Annotated in this window: 20 protein-coding genes; 4 read left to right on the top strand and 16 right to left on the bottom strand. The window is 39.9% G+C overall.

Annotated elements, in window-relative coordinates:
- The first annotated feature begins 46 nt into the window (after window positions 1-46).
- The 3 genes from RMB03_RS07095 to RMB03_RS07085 all read left to right on the top strand — a co-directional run bounded on the left by RMB03_RS07095 (window position 47) and on the right by RMB03_RS07085 (window position 1,594).
- Window positions 47-340, top strand: coding sequence for a hypothetical protein (locus tag RMB03_RS07095; RefSeq protein ID WP_005041621.1), 294 nt, complete (start codon window positions 47-49; stop codon window positions 338-340).
- A 193-nt stretch (window positions 341-533) separates the two neighbouring features.
- Window positions 534-1,001 carry a redox-sensitive transcriptional activator SoxR gene (gene soxR, locus RMB03_RS07090; protein WP_080592416.1) on the top strand — a complete coding sequence of 156 codons (468 nt, stop codon included), beginning with the start codon at window positions 534-536 and terminating at the stop codon, window positions 999-1,001.
- Window positions 1,002-1,159: 158 nt separating this feature from the next.
- Window positions 1,160-1,594: an I78 family peptidase inhibitor gene (locus tag RMB03_RS07085; protein WP_003651098.1), complete on the top strand. Its 435-nt coding sequence runs from the start codon at window positions 1,160-1,162 to the stop codon at window positions 1,592-1,594.
- 72 nt (window positions 1,595-1,666) lie between these two features.
- Here the strand turns inward: RMB03_RS07085 and RMB03_RS07080 are convergent, their stop codons facing one another.
- Entirely contained in the window at window positions 1,667-2,290 is a 624-nt protein-coding gene (locus RMB03_RS07080; RefSeq protein ID WP_281832060.1) for a hypothetical protein, read from the bottom strand.
- Between the two features lie 542 nt (window positions 2,291-2,832).
- Between RMB03_RS07080 and RMB03_RS07075 the strand changes: the two genes are divergently transcribed.
- Window positions 2,833-3,768 carry a dihydrodipicolinate synthase family protein gene (locus tag RMB03_RS07075; protein WP_004793151.1) on the top strand — a complete coding sequence of 312 codons (936 nt, stop codon included), beginning with the start codon at window positions 2,833-2,835 and terminating at the stop codon, window positions 3,766-3,768.
- 58 nt (window positions 3,769-3,826) lie between these two features.
- Here RMB03_RS07075 and RMB03_RS07070 read toward each other — a convergent pair whose 3' ends face one another.
- The 15 genes from RMB03_RS07070 to RMB03_RS07000 all read right to left on the bottom strand — a co-directional run bounded on the left by RMB03_RS07070 (window position 3,827) and on the right by RMB03_RS07000 (window position 18,265).
- Complete coding sequence (locus RMB03_RS07070) at window positions 3,827-4,732, bottom strand: EamA family transporter (protein ID WP_311074958.1); 906 nt, start codon at window positions 4,730-4,732, stop codon at window positions 3,827-3,829.
- Between the two features lie 216 nt (window positions 4,733-4,948).
- Window positions 4,949-6,490: a phage tail protein gene (locus tag RMB03_RS07065; protein WP_311074957.1), complete on the bottom strand. Its 1,542-nt coding sequence runs from the start codon at window positions 6,488-6,490 to the stop codon at window positions 4,949-4,951.
- Complete coding sequence (locus RMB03_RS07060; RefSeq protein ID WP_311074956.1) at window positions 6,487-7,026, bottom strand: putative phage tail protein; 540 nt, start codon at window positions 7,024-7,026, stop codon at window positions 6,487-6,489. Before RMB03_RS07060 ends, RMB03_RS07065 begins: the two co-directional genes overlap by 4 nt.
- Complete coding sequence (locus RMB03_RS07055) at window positions 7,023-8,069, bottom strand: baseplate J/gp47 family protein (RefSeq protein ID WP_311074955.1); 1,047 nt, start codon at window positions 8,067-8,069, stop codon at window positions 7,023-7,025. Before RMB03_RS07055 ends, RMB03_RS07060 begins: the two co-directional genes overlap by 4 nt.
- A 3-nt stretch (window positions 8,070-8,072) precedes the next feature.
- A complete protein-coding gene (locus RMB03_RS07050; protein ID WP_311074954.1) occupies window positions 8,073-8,435 on the bottom strand; it encodes a phage GP46 family protein in 363 nt (120 codons plus the stop codon).
- A gap of 7 nt (window positions 8,436-8,442) precedes the next feature.
- Window positions 8,443-8,928, bottom strand: a complete 486-nt coding sequence (locus RMB03_RS07045) for a phage baseplate assembly protein (protein ID WP_311074953.1) — start codon at window positions 8,926-8,928, stop codon at window positions 8,443-8,445.
- Window positions 8,925-9,980, bottom strand: a complete 1,056-nt coding sequence (locus tag RMB03_RS07040) for a phage baseplate assembly protein (RefSeq protein ID WP_311074951.1) — start codon at window positions 9,978-9,980, stop codon at window positions 8,925-8,927. The genes RMB03_RS07045 and RMB03_RS07040 overlap by 4 nt, the downstream gene beginning before the upstream one ends.
- Window positions 9,970-11,145, bottom strand: coding sequence for a DNA circularization N-terminal domain-containing protein (locus RMB03_RS07035; protein WP_311074949.1), 1,176 nt, complete (start codon window positions 11,143-11,145; stop codon window positions 9,970-9,972). The genes RMB03_RS07040 and RMB03_RS07035 overlap by 11 nt, the downstream gene beginning before the upstream one ends.
- An 80-nt stretch (window positions 11,146-11,225) precedes the next feature.
- Complete coding sequence (locus RMB03_RS07030; protein ID WP_311074947.1) at window positions 11,226-13,346, bottom strand: phage tail tape measure protein; 2,121 nt, start codon at window positions 13,344-13,346, stop codon at window positions 11,226-11,228.
- Window positions 13,347-13,349: 3 nt separating this feature from the next.
- Window positions 13,350-13,523, bottom strand: coding sequence for a hypothetical protein (locus tag RMB03_RS07025; RefSeq protein WP_311074944.1), 174 nt, complete (start codon window positions 13,521-13,523; stop codon window positions 13,350-13,352).
- Window positions 13,524-13,558: 35 nt separating this feature from the next.
- Complete coding sequence (locus tag RMB03_RS07020; protein WP_311074942.1) at window positions 13,559-13,900, bottom strand: hypothetical protein; 342 nt, start codon at window positions 13,898-13,900, stop codon at window positions 13,559-13,561.
- 10 nt (window positions 13,901-13,910) lie between these two features.
- Window positions 13,911-14,288, bottom strand: coding sequence for a hypothetical protein (locus RMB03_RS07015; protein WP_311074940.1), 378 nt, complete (start codon window positions 14,286-14,288; stop codon window positions 13,911-13,913).
- Between the two features lie 126 nt (window positions 14,289-14,414).
- Window positions 14,415-15,230: a phage tail sheath C-terminal domain-containing protein gene (locus RMB03_RS07010; protein WP_311074939.1), complete on the bottom strand. Its 816-nt coding sequence runs from the start codon at window positions 15,228-15,230 to the stop codon at window positions 14,415-14,417.
- Between the two features lie 12 nt (window positions 15,231-15,242).
- Window positions 15,243-16,025: a hypothetical protein gene (locus tag RMB03_RS07005; protein WP_311074937.1), complete on the bottom strand. Its 783-nt coding sequence runs from the start codon at window positions 16,023-16,025 to the stop codon at window positions 15,243-15,245.
- Complete coding sequence (locus tag RMB03_RS07000; RefSeq protein ID WP_311074935.1) at window positions 16,025-18,265, bottom strand: pyocin knob domain-containing protein; 2,241 nt, start codon at window positions 18,263-18,265, stop codon at window positions 16,025-16,027. The genes RMB03_RS07005 and RMB03_RS07000 overlap by 1 nt, the downstream gene beginning before the upstream one ends.
- Between the last annotated feature and the right edge of the window lie 2 nt (window positions 18,266-18,267).

Genomic DNA, 18,267 nt, shown 5'->3' with positions numbered 1-18,267 from the left:
AAAATTCAGTGTGTTTTTTAAATTTAAGCGTGTGATAATTTTAGATATGGAAGATTGGCAATGTAAGTATTGTAATGGTTACATTATGGTTAATCATTCAAAGATCGGTGTAGGAGAAAAAGTTTACTTTTTGGTATATAAATTTGACGCAAAGAATGAAAGGAAAAAATTATATAAAAAGGGAGTTGTGGTTGCCCGTTACGATAATATATTACACATTGAGTCACGTAAAAAAACTTATAAGATCGAGCAGATAAAAGTCTATCCATTAGGTGCACCCATGCCTTTTGTTTACAACATGTTTTGGATTTGTGGATGTCCGTGTACTCTACAAAACTAATTTCTTACATTTAAATGACAGCAAGTTATTTTATAGATTGAATTAATAATCACATCTATTTTTATCATCAACTTTTACAGATAAGACCTATACCTTGGGGAGAGTGGTTCATAGCGTATAAGAAAATCTCTGTTATTTATTTGACAAAATAAAAGCGCACTCTTATAAACCTCAAGTAAAGTTAAGGTCAATCATGATGAGTGAAAATAAAAAAGCTGACTCTAGTCGAGTTTTGACTGTGGGTGAAGTTGCAAAAAGGAGTGGTGTTCCTGTTTCGACCCTACATTTTTATGAAGCGAAAGGGCTTATAAAAAGTATAAGAACAAATGGTAATCAACGTCGGTATCCCTTAATTATTTTAAGATATATTGCGATTATTAAAGTCGCTCAAAGGGTGGGTATCCCTTTAAATGAAATTAAAGAAGCTTTAAGTCAATATCCTGTAGGCAGTAAATTAACAGCTAAGCAATGGAAAGATCTCTCAAGTCATTGGCGAGAAAATCTGGATGATCGAATTCAAAAATTAACTCGCTTAAGAGATGAAATGGACTGGTGCATTGGCTGCGGCTGTTTATCATTAGAGCAATGCCCATTAAGAAATCCTGAAGATATTTTAGGGCTAGAAGGATCGGGGCCACGAATTTTAGAAAGACCTGAATAGAATATTTCAACAATAGCTTTTAATTGGGAATATCTTAATTTCCAATAAATTAAATTTATTTTGCTAGAACATTCAAGTGAGTTTTTTATTGTAAAGAAGTGACATGAAATATGAAATTTTTTGATATCTTTAGTTTTTTTAGTAAGAAGCAAAAAATTATGAAAAAAATTCTCTTTCTTGGCTTAGCACTTGTTTCATTAACGGCTTGCTCGTCTGTACAACATAAAGATCCGACTCCACCAAAAATTGGTTCACCAAATCCAGCTAGCCAATATTGTGTTGAACAAGGTGGAAAATTAGAAATTAGAAATGAAGCAAATGGTCAGGTCGGCTATTGTCATTTACCAAATGGCCAAGTCGTAGAAGAATGGAAATTATTCCGTGACAATCAAGCCAACTGTGTAGCAGAAGAAGCTCAAAAATTAGTGGGGCAATCTGGCCTGACTGATGATCAAATTAAACAAAAGACTCAATCAGAAATTGTGCGTAAAGTTGCTCCAGGTCAACCTATGACCATGGATTATCGTACAAACCGAGTTACAGTCACCATTGATCCAGCTTCTAAAAAAATTACGAACGCAACATGTGGCTAACTTTTAATTAAAAGCTAATAGACTGAATTTTGAAATAAAAAAGCCTGCTGAAATGCGGGCTTTTTTGCGACTTTAATTTTGGGAATAGTGAATTACGGGATATTCTTTTTGTTGAGGTAGTTGTTGTAAAGCCTTGTTAATGTTGATTAGAAAAATATCAACTTTATCTTGGCTTGAATTGTTGGTGTTGTACGAAGCTCTTTCTTGATAATTAATTCCGCATCCAATAATTTTCATATTTGCAGGGTTAAAACTCCAGTCATTTTTATTTTTAATCGAGATATCTAAATCACTATCACACTCTTTCCAGAGCTTTAAAAATTGATTGGAATATACGGCGGGAACTTCTTGGGCTCGGTAGGCGGTAAATCCCTGCATTTCGGAATTAGCAAATTGAAGCAGATGATTTGTGGGCATTCCACCCCAAAGAATAGCAGTATCTTTTGGTAGTTTTATCGAGGTTATATTTTCTTCTTTAAGTGGGGCAGTTTGTTCATTTTTCTGTTTTGACTTTTGAGATTTATAAACCAGTTTTGTTCCAACCGGAACAGTTACGCCTTTGGCTTGAGTTATTTGAGTTGTATAGAAATAAGGTGAATCATCACGGTTACAACCTGTTGGGTTATAACAGCCAATACAGCCACTCAAAAATAGAACTGGAAAACTTAAAACGCTTAATTTTAATATGTGATTCATTTTTCTTCTCTTTCATTATTTCTATCAATTTAATATATCAGGCTTTATATCAATAATAAAAAAAGCCTCTAGCGGACTAGAGGCTGAAAAACATCAGATGCAAGAACAGGTGAATTATGCATCTGAGTTAAGTAGGTTGTATCAAACCATGTAATGCACTTTACCAGTAAAAATGAATAAAAATAGGGAGGTGCGACTAATGGCTAATGTTCTGCGGTTGTTTATTGAGCGCTTGTAAGCTCGGATTTAATTTCTATTCTCAGCGCTCATTTTTAAATTTCATAAATTTTTTAGGTTCAATTTTTTTAAAAATATAAGCCAAATTTTATTTTTTAATTCTATTAATAAAATTAATAACTGATTTATATGAATTTTTACTCAGTTAAAGAATTTGAAGGGAAAGACTATTCTTTTTGTTGTATATCGTATACGATATATGAAGAATGATTAAACAGCTATTAATCCCATTCCATAACTTTTGAGATGGATTAACTCGAAAGTACGACTACCTAAAGTTTTATTTGTATTACTGAGGAATAATTATGAGTAATATCTTCACAGGATGTATCCCGGCGCTAATGACCCCATGTACTCCTAACCGTGAGCCAGATTTTGACGCGCTTGTGAAAAAAGGGCATGAGCTGATTGAAGCGGGCATGAGTGCGGTAGTGTATTGTGGTTCTATGGGGGATTGGCCTTTATTGACCGAAGCTCAACGTCAAGAAGGGGTAGCACGACTTGTTGCTGCAGGCATTCCAACAATTGTTGGGACGGGTGCAGTTAATTCAAAAGAAGCAGTTTCTCATGCAGCTCATGCAGAAAAAGTAGGTGCACAAGGGCTTATGGTTATTCCACGTGTACTATCACGCGGTGCATCACCAACTGCACAAAAAGCTCACTTTTCTGCAATTTTAAAAGCAGCTCCAAGCTTACCTTCGGTGATTTACAATAGCCCATATTATGGATTTGCAACTCGTGCAGATTTATTTTTTGAATTACGCCGTGAGTTTCCAAATTTAATTGGCTTCAAAGAGTTTGGTGGTGCTGCCGATATGCGTTACGCGGCTGAGTTCATTACTTCACAAGATGATTCAGTCACCTTAATGGCTGGCGTAGATACTCAAGTTTTCCATGGCTTCGTCAACTGTAATGCAACCGGTGCGATTACAGGGATTGGTAATGCTTTACCTAAAGAAGTTTTACTGTTGGTTGACCTTAGTAAGAAAGCTGCAGCAGGTGATGCAAAAGCCCGTCGTTTAGCACAAGAGTTATCAAGTGCATTAGAAGTTTTATCTTCTTTTGACGAAGGAACGGATCTTGTTCTTTACTATAAATACTTAATGGTACTTAACGGTGATAAAGAATATACCTTACACTTTAATGAGACTGATGCATTGAGCGAATCGCAACGTAAATATGTTGAAACTCAGTATGAGTTATTCCGTACGTGGTACCGTAATTGGTCAGCTGAAATCTAAGTAAGTATCCATAAAAAAAGAGGCTAACAATTGAGCCTCTTTTTTTTATTTCTATGAATTACTTTTTGGTCAGAACAATAACGCATAGGAAAATGAGAATTAAACCTAAATAACTATGCATTGTTAAACTTTCACCCACTACAACAACTGCTAATAATGCTGCAACTGGAATTTCAACTAAAGCTAGTGTCATAGCCTGACTTGCTGGAATTCGTTTAAGACCAAAGCTAAAAAATAAATAGCCTAAAAACATAGGAACAATCGGAATATAAATCGCAACCCAGATGTTAGTTGGGTACTCAAAAAGGTTTTGTGCCGTAAAGAATAATGTAGGTAGTAACAGCATTGCAGAGATACCAAAAATCACTCCCATGGCAGCTCTTGAGTCGACATCTTGGCGAATTAGGTTTCTCATTATCCAAGAATATGTTGCATAGCTCAGGCTAGAGAGTAAGCCAAAAAATACCCCTAAAATGCGATCAGATTGTACGACTTGATGCTGCGCATGATCATCGGCATAAGAGAGTAAAATAATTCCTAAAAAACCGAGAATAAAACTGATGAGCCATTTTAAAGAAAGTTTTCGTTTATCTAAAATCCATTCCAAAAGCACTGAAAACAAAGGCGCACAACCAATAGAAATCACGGTGCCAATAGAAACACCAGCCAAAGAGATAGATGAATAAAATGCAAATGGACAAAGAATTGAGACAATGACTGCAATAAAAACTTGGGATTTATAGTTAAATAGTTTTTGGTAATTTTTTTTAATGGCTTTTAAGCTTAAAAACGTATGAATTAATCCACCGAAGCCAACAGAAATGGTAGCAATTACAAGTGGACTAATGCCTTTTGCAAAAGATGCCGCTGTACCTGCTGTACCCCATAGAAAAGCAGCAAATAGTACAGATAAGAAACCCGTATAATAATTCAGGGAAAATTTTGCTTCTGTTGGCGTACTCATATGAAGTGACTCAAACTTTAAAAGTTTTATGCAGCATGATTTTTACAAGATAAAAATTTTATCTTGCAGGCAATAACTCAGCTCAGAGGATAGGAATTTTTTGACAGTTGCCCATCAAGAGAACAGGGTAGTTGATGCGCGACGAGATAATTTCAGCATTTTTTTGAGATAATTGCCTAATCATTTCGTTGCACATCATGCAAAACAATTTCACTTTTAAGGTGTTCTACCTTTCAGCTGCCCACCGCCAATATTCGTGATTGTGACATTACCTTGATAAATGAATCCAGCTAAACCAGCAACACCATTTACAAGGGTTGATTCACTAGCTTTACCATTCTCACTAACATTACCACCGTCACCAGCTGCTAAACCTGTTCCGTCAGCACCATTGCCCACAACTGATAAGGTTGCCGCTGTTCCAGCAAGATTTACAAGGGTTTTGCCAGCAGGTGCTGTCTGGTTGATGTTGCTACCACCAGTGCCTGATGGAATACCGCCACCACCTGCACCAACAGCATAGTATTCTTGTGCACCAATTGAATACTCAGATTTACCAGCTGCGCCGCCACCACCACCGCCTGCAATCAAACCATAGTTACGTACATCAATAAAGCTACTTGCATTCTGTGCAATGATAGCTGTACCACCATCACCAACCATAGCTACATCAGCATCATAGTAACCACCTGAACCACCTGAACCACCAGTACCATATATATGACCATAGTTAATGATTTGACGGCTTGAACCAGCTAACCAATTGCCAGAAGTCACCGCAACAAGTGTGACACCTGAAGCAATAACGAAAATGGCGCGTGTAGCTGCTGTTGGAGCACCGTAGGTCTGAATGAATAAATCAAGTAAGCTTACATTAGATAAGTTCTGATCGATGTAAACAACCTGACCATCTAGATCGTCTTGGTTTGCATAATAAGGATAAGGATAGCTATTTAAGTTCTCAAGATCAGTGTTTGAGGCTCCAAAACCCGTAATTTCTAAATATGCAAAACGTTCCCTTTGTCCCGGTGTGTTAGCACTTACATAGTCAAAACGAAAACTAATGACTGTCCTGCATTCCTGAAGTCCATCTTCTAATGGAACTATCTCATTATAAATGTCTAGTAAGCGAATGGCTGAGTCATCTTCAGCGTCATTATTATCTCTTTGGCCTTGGTACAGTGCAGAGACATTTAAAATATTAGATAAGCCGATTGGCAAATAAACTTGTGCGTTATAGTCACCGTAAACAGTCCGCACCTTCACAGTCTGCTTTACCACACCATTCGGCATGATATGAGCGCTGATATTCTCAACTGTATGCTTAACCTGCCAGTTCTGAGGATCGTCTGTATAAATCTTTGGATTTACGGTTGTTTCAGGTGTTAGCGTTCTATATAGAAGTCGAAAATCCTTTCTCATTACATATTGCGGATGTGGATTTAACGCATCTAAGTGATCTTGGTCGGCTTTAATACGAGCATTACGCTCGTTATCAATGATTGACTGAACAAAATCCAATGCAGCATCTAGATCATCTTTACCTGCCAAAGCATCAAAGAGTTGACGACGTTTTTCTGGATCTAAAGTAATACCTCTAAGTTCCAGTAAATTTGCAATTTCTTCTTGAATCATATTGAGAAATTCTGGAGTGAGATAAGTTGCATCTTGTCCGGGAACATCATCATTGGCATGAAAGCCACTTTTTCCGATACCAAACATGTCTGGGCGTGCATTTGCACTATCAATTCGTTTCATACTTGTTCCTCAACAATGTCATAACGCACGTAAGCAGGTAAATAGTTATTAATGATGCAAGCCATATCTGCTTGCACTGGGGCTTTTAGAATTAATTTGACTTTATAGCGAAGGCTTTCTGTATTAACTGGCGAAGTACACGGAGCTGTACATTGGATTGGCGTGTAGCGCACTAGATCAATTAACTCAACACCAAACATCGCTAAAACCTGCTCCAGATAGGTACGGTTTAAAACATTCTTTGTCTCTTGAACCCACTTAATGATCTGAAGACGCTCTTCAATTGTTTTAGTGGCATTGACCGAACATTTCAGCGGGAGTCCTAGAGCTGCTTCATATTCATTTAGCAATTCTTCAGGAATACCTTCCAAAGCAGTTAAAATACGTTTTGCGTCAACATCAGCTTGTGCAAGTACTTTTGCATGAGCGTATATATCTTTTGCGATAACGCCTTTAGGTGATGTGTCATAACCGCCAGCTGGCAGTAATTGGCGAAGTACTGAAGCATAAAGCTCTACTGTTTGATCAAAAGTCATGATGGGTTCACCGTGAGTAGGCCGATCCGGAGCCAACCAGTAGTAAATACACTTAAAGTAGGTGTTTGATTTACTCCGGGTGTAAGCTGAATGTCTGTTAGACCTTGCAAATCTTTGATTCGACTAACTAGTGTTGAAGCAACATAAGTTTCACCCGGCTTTAGTAAACCAACATAGTCACGAATGACTTTTTCAACTTCTGTTTCGCTTACAGAGCCAGTAAATACAGCAGTGATATTCAAATATTCCTTGGTTGGTGCATAGGCTCTTACATCACCCCAGAAACCTGAATAGTCATCTAGTGTCGTTTGAACTAAAGCCAACAGTGCAGTACTTGGGGAGTTCGGAGGATTACCAGCTGCTGTGATTGCGACATCTAAAGAGCCAAGGCCACGACGTTTAGGAAAAATAAAAACATCGGCAACACCCGGCACATCTTTTACGATGCGTCGAAGATCAGCTTCACGATCTCGAATAAGTCCTAAAGCTTCTTTCTCCATCATCCGCTGACGCCAAGCTTCAACGTCTTCAACATCAACACCAGCAGATATTTCAATAACATCCACTTGTGCAGCCACACCCGGCAACGGACTAACCCACAGCAGCTGCTCACCATCGAAATTCCAGCTCACACCTTCAAACTCAGCAATGACTTGGATTTCTTTAGGCTTATTTGCTGTAAGTGTCTCTTTATATATAGTTAGCCAGTAATGACCTTTACCATCTGTGACTTTAGTACCAGCTGGAATAGTGACCGCAGTATTTGACGTCGCTTTGACTCGTCCTGAAGCCTTAGAGCCTCCATTACGCGGACATTCCAAACGTTTTGCATGTATATAAAGGAAAGGCTCATCAGCTGTAGCTACAAAAAGCTGTTTTTGAATATAACTTTGATGATGATAAAGGCCCTCAACTACAGCAGCTTCACCGTCAGCACGAATTGCTGCATCATCTTCATCATCCAGCGTTAATCCTGTTAAATTTTGGATTTCCTGAATAATGTCAGCGCGTAATTGGTCAAAAGTCTTGATTGGATAAGCCATTGTTTAGCCTCCAACCTTAACAAAATAAAGAATTGTTTGTTTCTGGCCAGACAGCTGCGTAACTTCAATATTTAGGTCCACCTGACTTTTAACAGTCTGAAAAGCATTTACCAAAATTGAAGCAAAACGATTCGGTACTAAGCCTTCCAAGGCTTCTTCAGCATATTGTTTAACTGTTTGAATAGTACGAGAAACATCTTTTGAGCGTCTCAACGTATAAAAACGGCTGCCACGGTTAGGATTTGCCCAATACTTGCGTCGATGAATATTTAACCTCTGACAAATTGCTTGAACCTCATCCTTGCTAAATGCAGCATCAAGGCTCATCAACACATAATCTTTCGTTTTTAAATCAATATTCGCCATGATTCACCTACATTGTTTCTGTTGGAGTCGGTGTATTACCGTGTTTGTGTTTGTTATAAATGTCGCGCATTTCCTGCATTGAGCCTTTCTTGTCAAAGACTTGACCATTCGTCACATGCAAATCACCGTCATCAACAAAAAGGTCACCAGCAGTGATATGCGTGCCATCTTCTTTAAGCAAAAGACTGTGCCCGAACTGGTCATAAACTACCGTTTCACCTTCATCCACGTTGACAACAACAGCTCCACCTGTCGTTGCAACGACAATTGAACGGGAAGTCTTGCCATGTAAGGGAATCACAACGACACGAGCGCCTTCAGGGATGTGAGAGTTAAAGCCGACTTGCTGAAAAAGCTCTACTTCTTGTAAAGTTTCATCAGCAAAGCCCTTTAACTGCAATACTTTTGAGCCACCCCGGGCTACCATGGCGAACAGTGGTTGTCGGATTTGTTTCATTGCCTTATTTATCTGGGCTGCTACAGCTTTCATCATGATTTTTTCTCCTTCAGTACCAGTGGATTTGCCCAATCGCCTTGACGCTTCAGAAGAAGTTTTGTTGTCTTGCCATTCTTGCGGTCAAGTTGAAACGTGCGACCATAAACAGCCCATTTCGCTGTCGCTCTTGATAAAACATTGGTTTCTAAATTGATGTACCAGCCCGTGGACCAAAGTTTCCCGTCAATCATCCAGCCTGAAACCGTTGCAGTCAGCGTATGGGCTTCAAGATCGTTGTCTTTTTTGATTTTCTCTAATGCTGCATTTGCTTCAGCTTCAGTTTCCACATCGCCCAAACTGACGATTTTCAAACGGTTATAGCCGTACTGTGTTTGTGCTGTAGTTTCAGACAAGATTGAATTTGCGTTACCATCTTGGCTCAAAACCTTGATATGACTAAAAACATTAGACACGTCGTTGTCATACTGAAGACTTAAAACGTTATTGCTGTTGTTTAAAGGGCGCATCAGGCGCAATGGGGTTTGCACATGATAAGGATTAGCAAATGGGTCACCGATTTGTAACGTTCCATCCGGATCAAGCCAGACATGTTGTCCAGTGATTTGAGCTGCCTTGGTCAATGAATCCCACAATGATTCACCCGGCTCAACAGACACCTTGTTCTTTAGCCAAGCATTGTTTTGAATGCGGACATCATGAAACAGTGAACCCAAGTCACCGCCTAAAACATAGCGACCTACCAACTCTTCAAGCGTAATTTGACGACCATTAAAAATAGGCACAGAACAATCAATCAACTGACCAACGAGGTCACGGCCAGAAACCTGTAGGCCATAGCCATCACGGCTTGCAGCTTCAGAAATACGATCAGCAACAGCTGTTAAAATGATTTGATTTGCATAGTAAGCTTGTACTTTTGCACTGCCTTTAATATCAGCATTTAGGGCTTGTGCGCCTGTTTCAAATAGCGTAAAGCTCCAGTTTTCGGCAGGTGTATCAATCTGACTGTCAATTTCAACCTGATCCCAGCCTTTAGCTTCAAGGCCAGCAATCACTAGGCGAATTTCATTACCATTATTATCTTGCATAGATGGTTAGCTCCATGCCGACCTGCAATGCAGCAGGATTAATCAATTCAGGGTTTAAACGACGAATTTCTTCAGCACGACGCATATCGCCATATAAATAGTGGGCTAACCAATGCAGGGTGCAAGGAACCGGTACTTGTGTTTTGGTGATGGGTGGACGTGTTTCAATGAGTTCTTGGATTTGATCCTGAATCTGAGCTGCAACATCTTTGTAGACTTGAATTTGGGTGATGCTTTCAAACGTATTAATGGCACGTTCTTCACGGATAGCTTGCTGAAGTACTTCTCGTGTTTTTTTACGTACAAGTGCCAAATCAACTGGTGTAAAGCTGATTTCTTGATTGTTTGCCATTTCTGTACGTGTAGTTGTCACAACTTGCTGTGCAATTGCGACTTGACTAGCAGCATGTGTTGAGCGCCAAACTCGTTGCAATTCTGGAGAATCATCATCATTTTGAAAAAGGTTTTCAAAACGCTCAACACGATGAACCACATCACGCCATTTCGATAAAGCCGAAATATTGGTATCAAAGGTCACCAGCTTAGTGACGTCATCAACGAGTCCAACAATCCAGTCAGCAGGTGATAAAACATCTTCAATTGCTTGTTTTGCAACACCTAAATAGGTACGCGCCTGATCGATACCGTTGCGAATCGTATTGACTGTGCTAAATAATTTATCGCTGTCTGCAATTTTGAGTTTTTCTAATGCACTTTCTAATGCTGAAGCTGGAGCATCAATAATTGTTGTAGTGGCAATTTTCTCAGGTACAGCAACAGGTACAAACAGCTCACGCTTTTCAGCCTTTGCCTTAATGAACTCAATTGAAATGCTACAAAAGTCTGGATTTTCAGCATCATGATCAACTTGATGATTAACAACATTAACCTGCTGAATACCAAACACGGGGTGAATGAGTTCACCTGATCCAGTCGCTGATAAGGCGGCTTCTAATGCATTGACCCAAGTTAAATAGTCAGACCCGGTATAAACCGCTTGAATCGAAATTCGACGCGGTTCATTACCCATATCTTCAATTTCAGCTTCATCTGAATATGGGGCTTGTTTGATAGCAAGAGTTTTTGATGAAGTATCCTTGGTGGATGTACATTCAAACTGCACACCCCGAAAACTTGCATCCTGTAAATCCGTATCCCAACCCATAACAAAAAAGCCTCACATCTAGTGAGGCTATAATGGGAAATATAAGTAATTTATATCAGGCGGAAAGGCTTCCGCCCAATTTAGTGTTTTTGCAAATAAAAAGGTACGTTTGGAGCACCATGGCGTTTTTCTTGAGCTGCTGCATTTTCAGAAATTGCACCTAATATGCCACCACTAAAATTAATGGTAGGTTTATTTTGCCCAGTGACATCAATCAAAGTATTCATTTTATTAATTAAATCTTGGCTCAACTGATTTTGTTTTTGTTGCTCGGCAATCAGCGTATTACTTTTCTCTTCGGCTGAAGCTTGTTGAGCCTTGCTTTGCTCAATAGCTTGCTGCACAAAGTCTGGACTTTCTCCACCTGAACCAATCCCGATTTTCGCTAAAAGCCCGCTTACAAGGCTATACCCGGCATCATCCATTGGTTTAAAGATTTCATATCCTGTATAAGCTGCACCGACAAGACCTGCCGTTTTAACTGCACCTGAAGCTTTAGAAGCCAATCCACCTTTTGTCGTTGGTAAATCTGGTAATACTTTTCCCCCCATAGATTTAAGGGTAAAAGCAGCTGCACCAGCTGCTAAAGCAAGACCACCAACTGCTACAGCTGCACCATAAGTAACACCAGCCAAGTTTTCGTTTTCTGCTGCTGTCTTTGTTAAATTCTCTTTTAAATCACCTAATGATCCTGAAATAGCATCATAAGCTTTAGATTGAGCAAATAATTTTTCTTGATTCATTGCCTGATCTTTTGCCCATTCAGTTTGTCTTACCATCTCATAATCAGAGGAGACAGTCCCTGATGCATTCGGCAATTCCTTTCGTAAATTATTCAAAGTGTCTTTATTATAGACAACACTCAGTGCAGCCATGAGTGCTTGTTGATCCGCAATAATATTACCGATCTCAGAACCCATAGCGATATTACTCATATCATTTAAAGCAGCTGTACGGGTTGCTGAATTAGATGATTTAGCTTGTTTCTGAAGCTTTGTATATTGGGCATTTCCAGCAAGCTGTCTCTCCAACAATTTAACAAATGCTTCAACACCATAGACGCCTTGTTCACGTTGCTGGATTGCATAAGTACTCCAGTCAAAAACTTGTGATGGCTTTTTCTTACCATCTGATTTAGTAGGATCACTAGACTTCACCTTGACTGCATCTGCAATCGCCTTACTAAATTCAGTACTCGATAATTTTTGTAATAATCCAACAATGTTATTACCAGCGGCATCGGGTGTTGCAGCAGTTTTCATTGCCACTTGGTTCATTGCTACCAGCTCAACAAAACCTTTTTCACCGCTATAACCAGCTGCTCTTGCTAACCCCATTTGTTGAGCAAGCCATTTTGCTTGGTCTTTATATTCAAAGCTTCCGAGTTGACCACCACGAACAGCAATATCATGTCCACGTTGCAAATCAGTGATACCAAATTCTTGCATCCGAACTGTTAAAGAAGCTGCATCAGTTGCCGAAGCACCTGTAGCAAAGGCTGTTTTTGTTGCTGTATTTAAAGCTGGAGCAACGGTATTAAGTTCATATTTACCTGAAGCAATCAAAGCATTAGCAGCTTCAGCAGCATCTTCACGGGTTCCACCACCACCACGCACAGCTGTTTTGATATATTCATTCAATTGACCGCGAGCAGCTAAACGAGCTTCTGGAGTCATACCTTGACCACCAGTGGCGGTTGCAGCAATGTATGTCAGCTGTTGATCATAATCACGTGGCTTTTGCAGAGCATTTGATACATACATACCTCCAGCAATAGCGCCACCTGTAATTGCAGTACCTTTCTGCCACAGTGACATTGTTTGCTGGGTAGATTGATAAGTCCGTTTACTAGATTGCTCGACCTGTTTTGAAGAGCTTACCAATTGCTGTGCAGAACTAACCTGTTGTTTTAAAAGCTGGCTTTGAAGTTTTGTCTGAATTGATTGTTGACGTAAAACCCCCTCAAGCATCTTGTTTGTACGTAATAACTGGTCCCCGGCACGGGCAGTATTCAAAGTCTCACGTGTACCAACTTTAGCTGTATTTACAAACTTAGCTTGAGCAGATGCAACCTGTGTCCATTGCGTATTAATTTTAGTAGTGGCTTGAACTTGCTGATCAGAGATGCGTTTCATCTCTTGTGCGGCTTGTTGCCCTCTAATCTGCAACGTCAAAGAAACGGTAGAATTGCTTCCGCTCATAGTTTAGCCCTTTGGTTTTGAATGTTTCCGACCCATTGCAACAAAAGTTATACCTTCATCTTTAGATGCAGGAGCTGGAGGCGTTAGTGGTTGCGGAGGGTGACTTTTTGGTGTTCTTTGATGAGTATTATCAAGCCGCTCATCACTGAGTAAGGCCGCAGCCAGATCAAGCCGCATATTTAATGCCTGATCTGGGGGGAAACCAATATCTATCAGTCTTCTGACGATTCTTGCTCGGGCAATGAACTCTCGGCTGCTTCCTTTGCATCAAGAGTTGCACGTAAGTCTGTTAAATAATTCAGATTTGCTCGTGATGAATGCCCAAGCATGTCATAGCTAATATCATGCTCATTTCCTTCAGCATCAACAAGTTTTGTCATAGCTGCTAAGTCAGCAATACCAACGAATTGACCGACTTCAGTTGATGCTTGAGCCTGCAAATATTCAATTGCTGTCATTTGACGCATCACAACTTTTCGACTCTTAATATCTGTTTGACCAACTAATTTTTTAAGTGCTACAGGTAATGTACCTTCTACTTGAATTTGATCCATTTTCTAATCCTTACATAGTTTCGTTGATATAAGAGAGTGCAAAACCTTCAAGGTTACGACGTGTTTCACCATTCACGTCATACGTATCGGAAATGGTTTGTACATTAAAGTCGATATACGTTTCACGGAACTTACCTGTTTCCGATTCAATACTGAGCCGGGCATCATCAATTGCAAGCCAATCAACAGTATCCTTTGAGTCTGGGACTACCACAGCCACAGATACGGCATATGTTTTGATGCCACCAGAAGTGTATTTGACCTCACCAGTACGATTCATTGTTGGGATTGGACGTTTACCCGTATTTTTTGTGGGATTAATTGTGGCGCAGTCATATTCTTGACCATCCACGCTTAAGATAATAAAACCAACAGCTTTCTCAGCCATTTTGCAAACCTCTTTCAAAGATGGCTCATTGTCTAATACTTAAAAAAATAAAATCAGGCGGAAGGACTTCCGCTCAATATGAAAAAAGGCCGCATTAAGCGGCCTTTTCAAACTTAGTTAAATTAACTAACCAAGATAAATATCAAATGTTGTGGCAATCACGTGTAAACCCGGCACCATATATGTTGGGATGACTACGTTCACTCGACGACGATCAATTTCATCTGCATTTACCATGATTTGGTCAGCAGATTCACGGACATTTTCTAAAATCTCTGCCTTATCAAGCTGAATTAATCGTTTGAGTACTACTGTTCTTAGATTACGACGTCGTGCAGGTGTATTCTTACTACGACGTTCTTTTTTATAGTCCTGTCGCACCACCTTGCGCGTATAGTCAACAATCAAGGCACAGTTAATATCAAGCATAAGATCATCTGGCTCACCAGAATCTGGATTAATACGGAATGTTGAGATTGCCCGTACAATTTCTGGCTTACCATCTGCGCCTGTCTCAATCATACAAACACCTTTATTCATTGCCGCTTCCATTCGTTCAAATGTAAGTTTGAACTCATCAGCAACAGCTGTAATCCCACCCAGATTAACGCCATTAAATGGCAGTGCAGGATCAGGTGAATCAGCCAAAGCCGCAGCCATTGCACCAGCAAGTTCAGGTTCCTGACCTGTGGCACCGTGATAGCAGACAGCAACGACACGGTAACTGGTTTTTACTGGTGCTTGGTCAGCAAATGCTTCAGCAGCTTCAATGTCAGAGAACGGCACGACCAAAATTGCAGGACGTTGCTCAATTGAGTCACTGACAGAAATTAAATGGTCAATCCACGCTGTTGTGTCAACTCCAGCAGCTGGAGGAGCTGATACCGCAATGATGGTATGACCGAGTGGTTTGATTGTATCGAGTGTATTTTGAAGAGTCATAATGAATATTACCTATTGTAAAGAGTGGCGTACTTTGACTGCTTGATATTCGGCTTCAACTTCTTCAGCAGTTAAGGGTTTGGTGAAAATTGAAAATTCTGAATATTTCAGATTTTGAGATGTACTTGATGATAAATAGTCAACGCTACCAAGTCCGATCTGAGAGCGTGGGTTATCATTGAGCGGCCGAGGAGCTGACATTGGAATTTGATGATCTAGACCCGTAGCTTTTATGTAGCCGCGCACATTGACAGCGTTTGGTAGATTTTCAACAGTTAAACAAAAGAAGATGGGGACACTTAATTGAACTGGGTAGAATGTTGCACTAGATGATGCTCCTCCGATCCCGACAAAGACATTATTTTCAGTTGCTCCAGAAATGAAAATTGAAGCACCAGTACGACTTGTTGACTGTTCTGAGTCTGATTGATCACCCATGACCATCAAAATCTTATTGTCACGCACCCCCACAAGAGTAGCTAAACAGCACAACGTATAACCATGAGGTAAATCACGATTAAATAAAGGGCTTCTAACCCCACGAGATGCATAGCCTTGTACAAGCAATCCATCAGGCTGATAAGTTAAATAGTTGCCATCAATAGGGATAAGCTTTTTATATGGTTTGTTTTGCGCATTGAGTACAGTGAATCCACCAGCAGGAACAACGGTACTTGCACGAAAATCCCAACGAGCAAACAAGCTGTTTGCTACTGAGTCATATCGCTCTACGTCTATTGCATCAAGCTGACGCAATGTATTTGCTACAGCTACAGGAAGAACTTGGATTAACATTAGATAGCCTCCTTAACAGCCTTCAGCTCAAAATGCGGACCCACATAGAACATCGGCATAGTTTGCCCATCAATCACAACTGTTTCATCTGTGCTATCACGTAAGTTTCCAGATGCACCATTTAAGATCGTAAGTCCTGCGCCTAGATAATCGTGTCCATATCGCACATATACATCTACATCTGATGTAGGGGCGTTCAAAAGACTAATGACTACCGTATCGTCATATGTATTAATCGTATCGATTGCCAGAGTATTTGCCCCATCCGTGACTCTAAAACCATAATCTGTAGTCATAGCCAAATTAACTGTGTCAAGAACAAGTGGTCGTGTTGGTACTTTGAACTTAACCGTAATTTTTTTACCAGAATATGTGGCTGACAATACTTTGAGCGAGCGTGGAAAAATCTTATCCCATACAAGTTCTTTACGAGCACGACCAAAATATGCAGAAATCCATTTATAACCTAAAGATGTCAGATGAACTTGATCATTGGGATTTGGATTATGAGGGAATAGATAAGTTGGGGTAACTAGGTGAATTTTTTCATCTAGATTTGTTGCATCATACAATGCTCTGGTGATGACATCACGTGAACCCAGCGCTCGGTAGCTCATCTGGTAAGTTAGTAAATGAACTGGCTGATTTTTTCCTGAAATAAGCTGTACATCAGCTTCCATATCCTGACGAAGCTGAAGGAACTGGCTCAAATAACTTTCATAAGAAGTCGTAAAATACGCATCTTGTTCACCTTGTAACCATCCGATACAACTTACACCATAGTCAGTACCGATAAGCTCTTTAGCCTTATTTAAGTGAAGTAAAAAGACATCGTTATACCAAGGAGTACCTTTTTTAAGGTTTGCAATAGCTGTTCCACCTTTACCAGCTGTACTTGCAAAAATAGGAAATTCTTCTGGATCAACAGAGTTTTCCTGATAAGCAAGTAAAGCTGACATATTCGCCGCACCAGAGCAAACTGTTTCACCACGGTTATTTCCACCATCTGGAGCAGTTTGACCAGCAAAATATTCTTCAATTAAAGGCTTGGTTGCAGTAGCAACAAGACCTTGCATACGAGTACCTGTATCGAAAGTCAGGTTATGCAAAGGTTGGGTACTTGAAAGAATAGTTGTTGCTGTAGCACCAACTGATAATGATTGACCGTAGAATAAGAAGTGGTCAACTTTATAAGGCGCAATAATTAAATGTTCTGGCAGCTTTTCACCAATTGATTTAATTGTCTGTGTTGAGGCGTTTGATGAAAAGTTACCAAAGACTTCACCTGAAATAATATCAACTTCCAGAATTACACCTAGATTCTTGTCCATGTAGAGCGGAAAACGTGTCCCACCGAGGGGAAGATATTCAGCAAAATGCTTTCCAAGATACTGAAGAACTTGTTTGTAATAATGACGTGCTTCAAGGCTTGACGTTGTTAGCGCAAGCCCTTGTAAATCTGCCATGCTTTTTTTATCAGCAACAACAGACCAATCACGCCATACGTAATTTAGGCAATAACGCTCAATTGCTGTTCCAAGCCCAGTTCTATATATCTGATACCCATAGCGTAAGACCCCATTCTGCACGGTACCTGACATCGGCACATTGATTAATGAGCCAGAAAGCTGGTAAGCCGCTGGCAGATTAAGCATTGTTTGTGCATCAGGCTGGGAGGAAATAAAGTAGTTGCCAGCATTAACAATCAAATTAAAGTCTGTAGCATTAGCTAAATGCTGAGGCTTAACGGTTGCCAGTGCATTTACAATATTTAGAAGGTATTGAACAATGTCGAATCCCTTATTGTATTGCGTACCACTCCACGTATAAGTACCGTTTTTTGTCGCATCAGGATCAGCATTCACACGTACTGAAACGTTTGCCTTACTCGGAGTATAGGCAATCATTTCAGCATAGGTATTGAAAGAAGCATCAGCCCCGTTTGCAATAGTAGTGATGGAGAATTCTACGGTATCAACACGCTCGTTAATTGCGTCATCACGTTGTTGACTTGCAGCATTTGCGGCTGTAACAGCAGCTGGCGTAGCAAAATCTGTCTCATTCTTTAATGCAGCAGAACCAAGTTCAGACTTAACAAAATCAGCAATTTGTCCAATTTCGGCTTGTTTTGTTTCATCGTTTTGGACTACTGGAGTAACATCGGTACGTGAAACACTAGATGTTCTTTCCAGTTCACTGATCTTAGTACCAGGTACTTCAATCACGATTTGTTGAGCCATAT

The sequence above is a fragment of the Acinetobacter sp. V91_7 genome, from assembly GCF_031799075.1.
In the GTDB taxonomy this organism is placed as follows: Bacteria; Pseudomonadota; Gammaproteobacteria; order Pseudomonadales; family Moraxellaceae; genus Acinetobacter; species Acinetobacter calcoaceticus.
This window is presented reverse-complemented; position numbering and strand designations above follow the sequence as displayed.

What these genes read in the sequence shown, in the direction of transcription:
- RMB03_RS07030 (WP_311074947.1), bottom strand. Translation starts at nt 13,346, where the DNA reads ATGAGCGGAAGCAATTCTACCGTTTCTTTGACGTTGCAGATTAGAGGG.
- RMB03_RS07065 (WP_311074957.1), bottom strand. Translation starts at nt 6,490, where the DNA reads ATGAAACGAATTGATAGTGCAAATGCACGCCCAGACATGTTTGGTATC.
- RMB03_RS07055 (WP_311074955.1), bottom strand. Translation starts at nt 8,069, where the DNA reads ATGGCTTATCCAATCAAGACTTTTGACCAATTACGCGCTGACATTATT.
- RMB03_RS07010 (WP_311074939.1), bottom strand. Translation starts at nt 15,230, where the DNA reads ATGACTCTTCAAAATACACTCGATACAATCAAACCACTCGGTCATACC.
- RMB03_RS07080 (WP_281832060.1), bottom strand. Translation starts at nt 2,290, where the DNA reads ATGAATCACATATTAAAATTAAGCGTTTTAAGTTTTCCAGTTCTATTT.
- RMB03_RS07085 (WP_003651098.1), top strand. Translation starts at nt 1,160, where the DNA reads ATGAAAAAAATTCTCTTTCTTGGCTTAGCACTTGTTTCATTAACGGCT.
- RMB03_RS07015 (WP_311074940.1), bottom strand. Translation starts at nt 14,288, where the DNA reads ATGGCTGAGAAAGCTGTTGGTTTTATTATCTTAAGCGTGGATGGTCAA.
- RMB03_RS07035 (WP_311074949.1), bottom strand. Translation starts at nt 11,145, where the DNA reads ATGGGTTGGGATACGGATTTACAGGATGCAAGTTTTCGGGGTGTGCAG.
- RMB03_RS07025 (WP_311074944.1), bottom strand. Translation starts at nt 13,523, where the DNA reads ATGCGGCTTGATCTGGCTGCGGCCTTACTCAGTGATGAGCGGCTTGAT.
- RMB03_RS07040 (WP_311074951.1), bottom strand. Translation starts at nt 9,980, where the DNA reads ATGCAAGATAATAATGGTAATGAAATTCGCCTAGTGATTGCTGGCCTT.
- RMB03_RS07070 (WP_311074958.1), bottom strand. Translation starts at nt 4,732, where the DNA reads ATGAGTACGCCAACAGAAGCAAAATTTTCCCTGAATTATTATACGGGT.
- soxR (WP_080592416.1), top strand. Translation starts at nt 534, where the DNA reads ATGATGAGTGAAAATAAAAAAGCTGACTCTAGTCGAGTTTTGACTGTG.
- RMB03_RS07000 (WP_311074935.1), bottom strand. Translation starts at nt 18,265, where the DNA reads ATGGCTCAACAAATCGTGATTGAAGTACCTGGTACTAAGATCAGTGAA.
- RMB03_RS07050 (WP_311074954.1), bottom strand. Translation starts at nt 8,435, where the DNA reads ATGGCGAATATTGATTTAAAAACGAAAGATTATGTGTTGATGAGCCTT.
- RMB03_RS07095 (WP_005041621.1), top strand. Translation starts at nt 47, where the DNA reads ATGGAAGATTGGCAATGTAAGTATTGTAATGGTTACATTATGGTTAAT.
- RMB03_RS07060 (WP_311074956.1), bottom strand. Translation starts at nt 7,026, where the DNA reads ATGACTTTTGATCAAACAGTAGAGCTTTATGCTTCAGTACTTCGCCAA.
- RMB03_RS07020 (WP_311074942.1), bottom strand. Translation starts at nt 13,900, where the DNA reads ATGGATCAAATTCAAGTAGAAGGTACATTACCTGTAGCACTTAAAAAA.
- RMB03_RS07075 (WP_004793151.1), top strand. Translation starts at nt 2,833, where the DNA reads ATGAGTAATATCTTCACAGGATGTATCCCGGCGCTAATGACCCCATGT.
- RMB03_RS07045 (WP_311074953.1), bottom strand. Translation starts at nt 8,928, where the DNA reads ATGATGAAAGCTGTAGCAGCCCAGATAAATAAGGCAATGAAACAAATC.
- RMB03_RS07005 (WP_311074937.1), bottom strand. Translation starts at nt 16,025, where the DNA reads ATGTTAATCCAAGTTCTTCCTGTAGCTGTAGCAAATACATTGCGTCAG.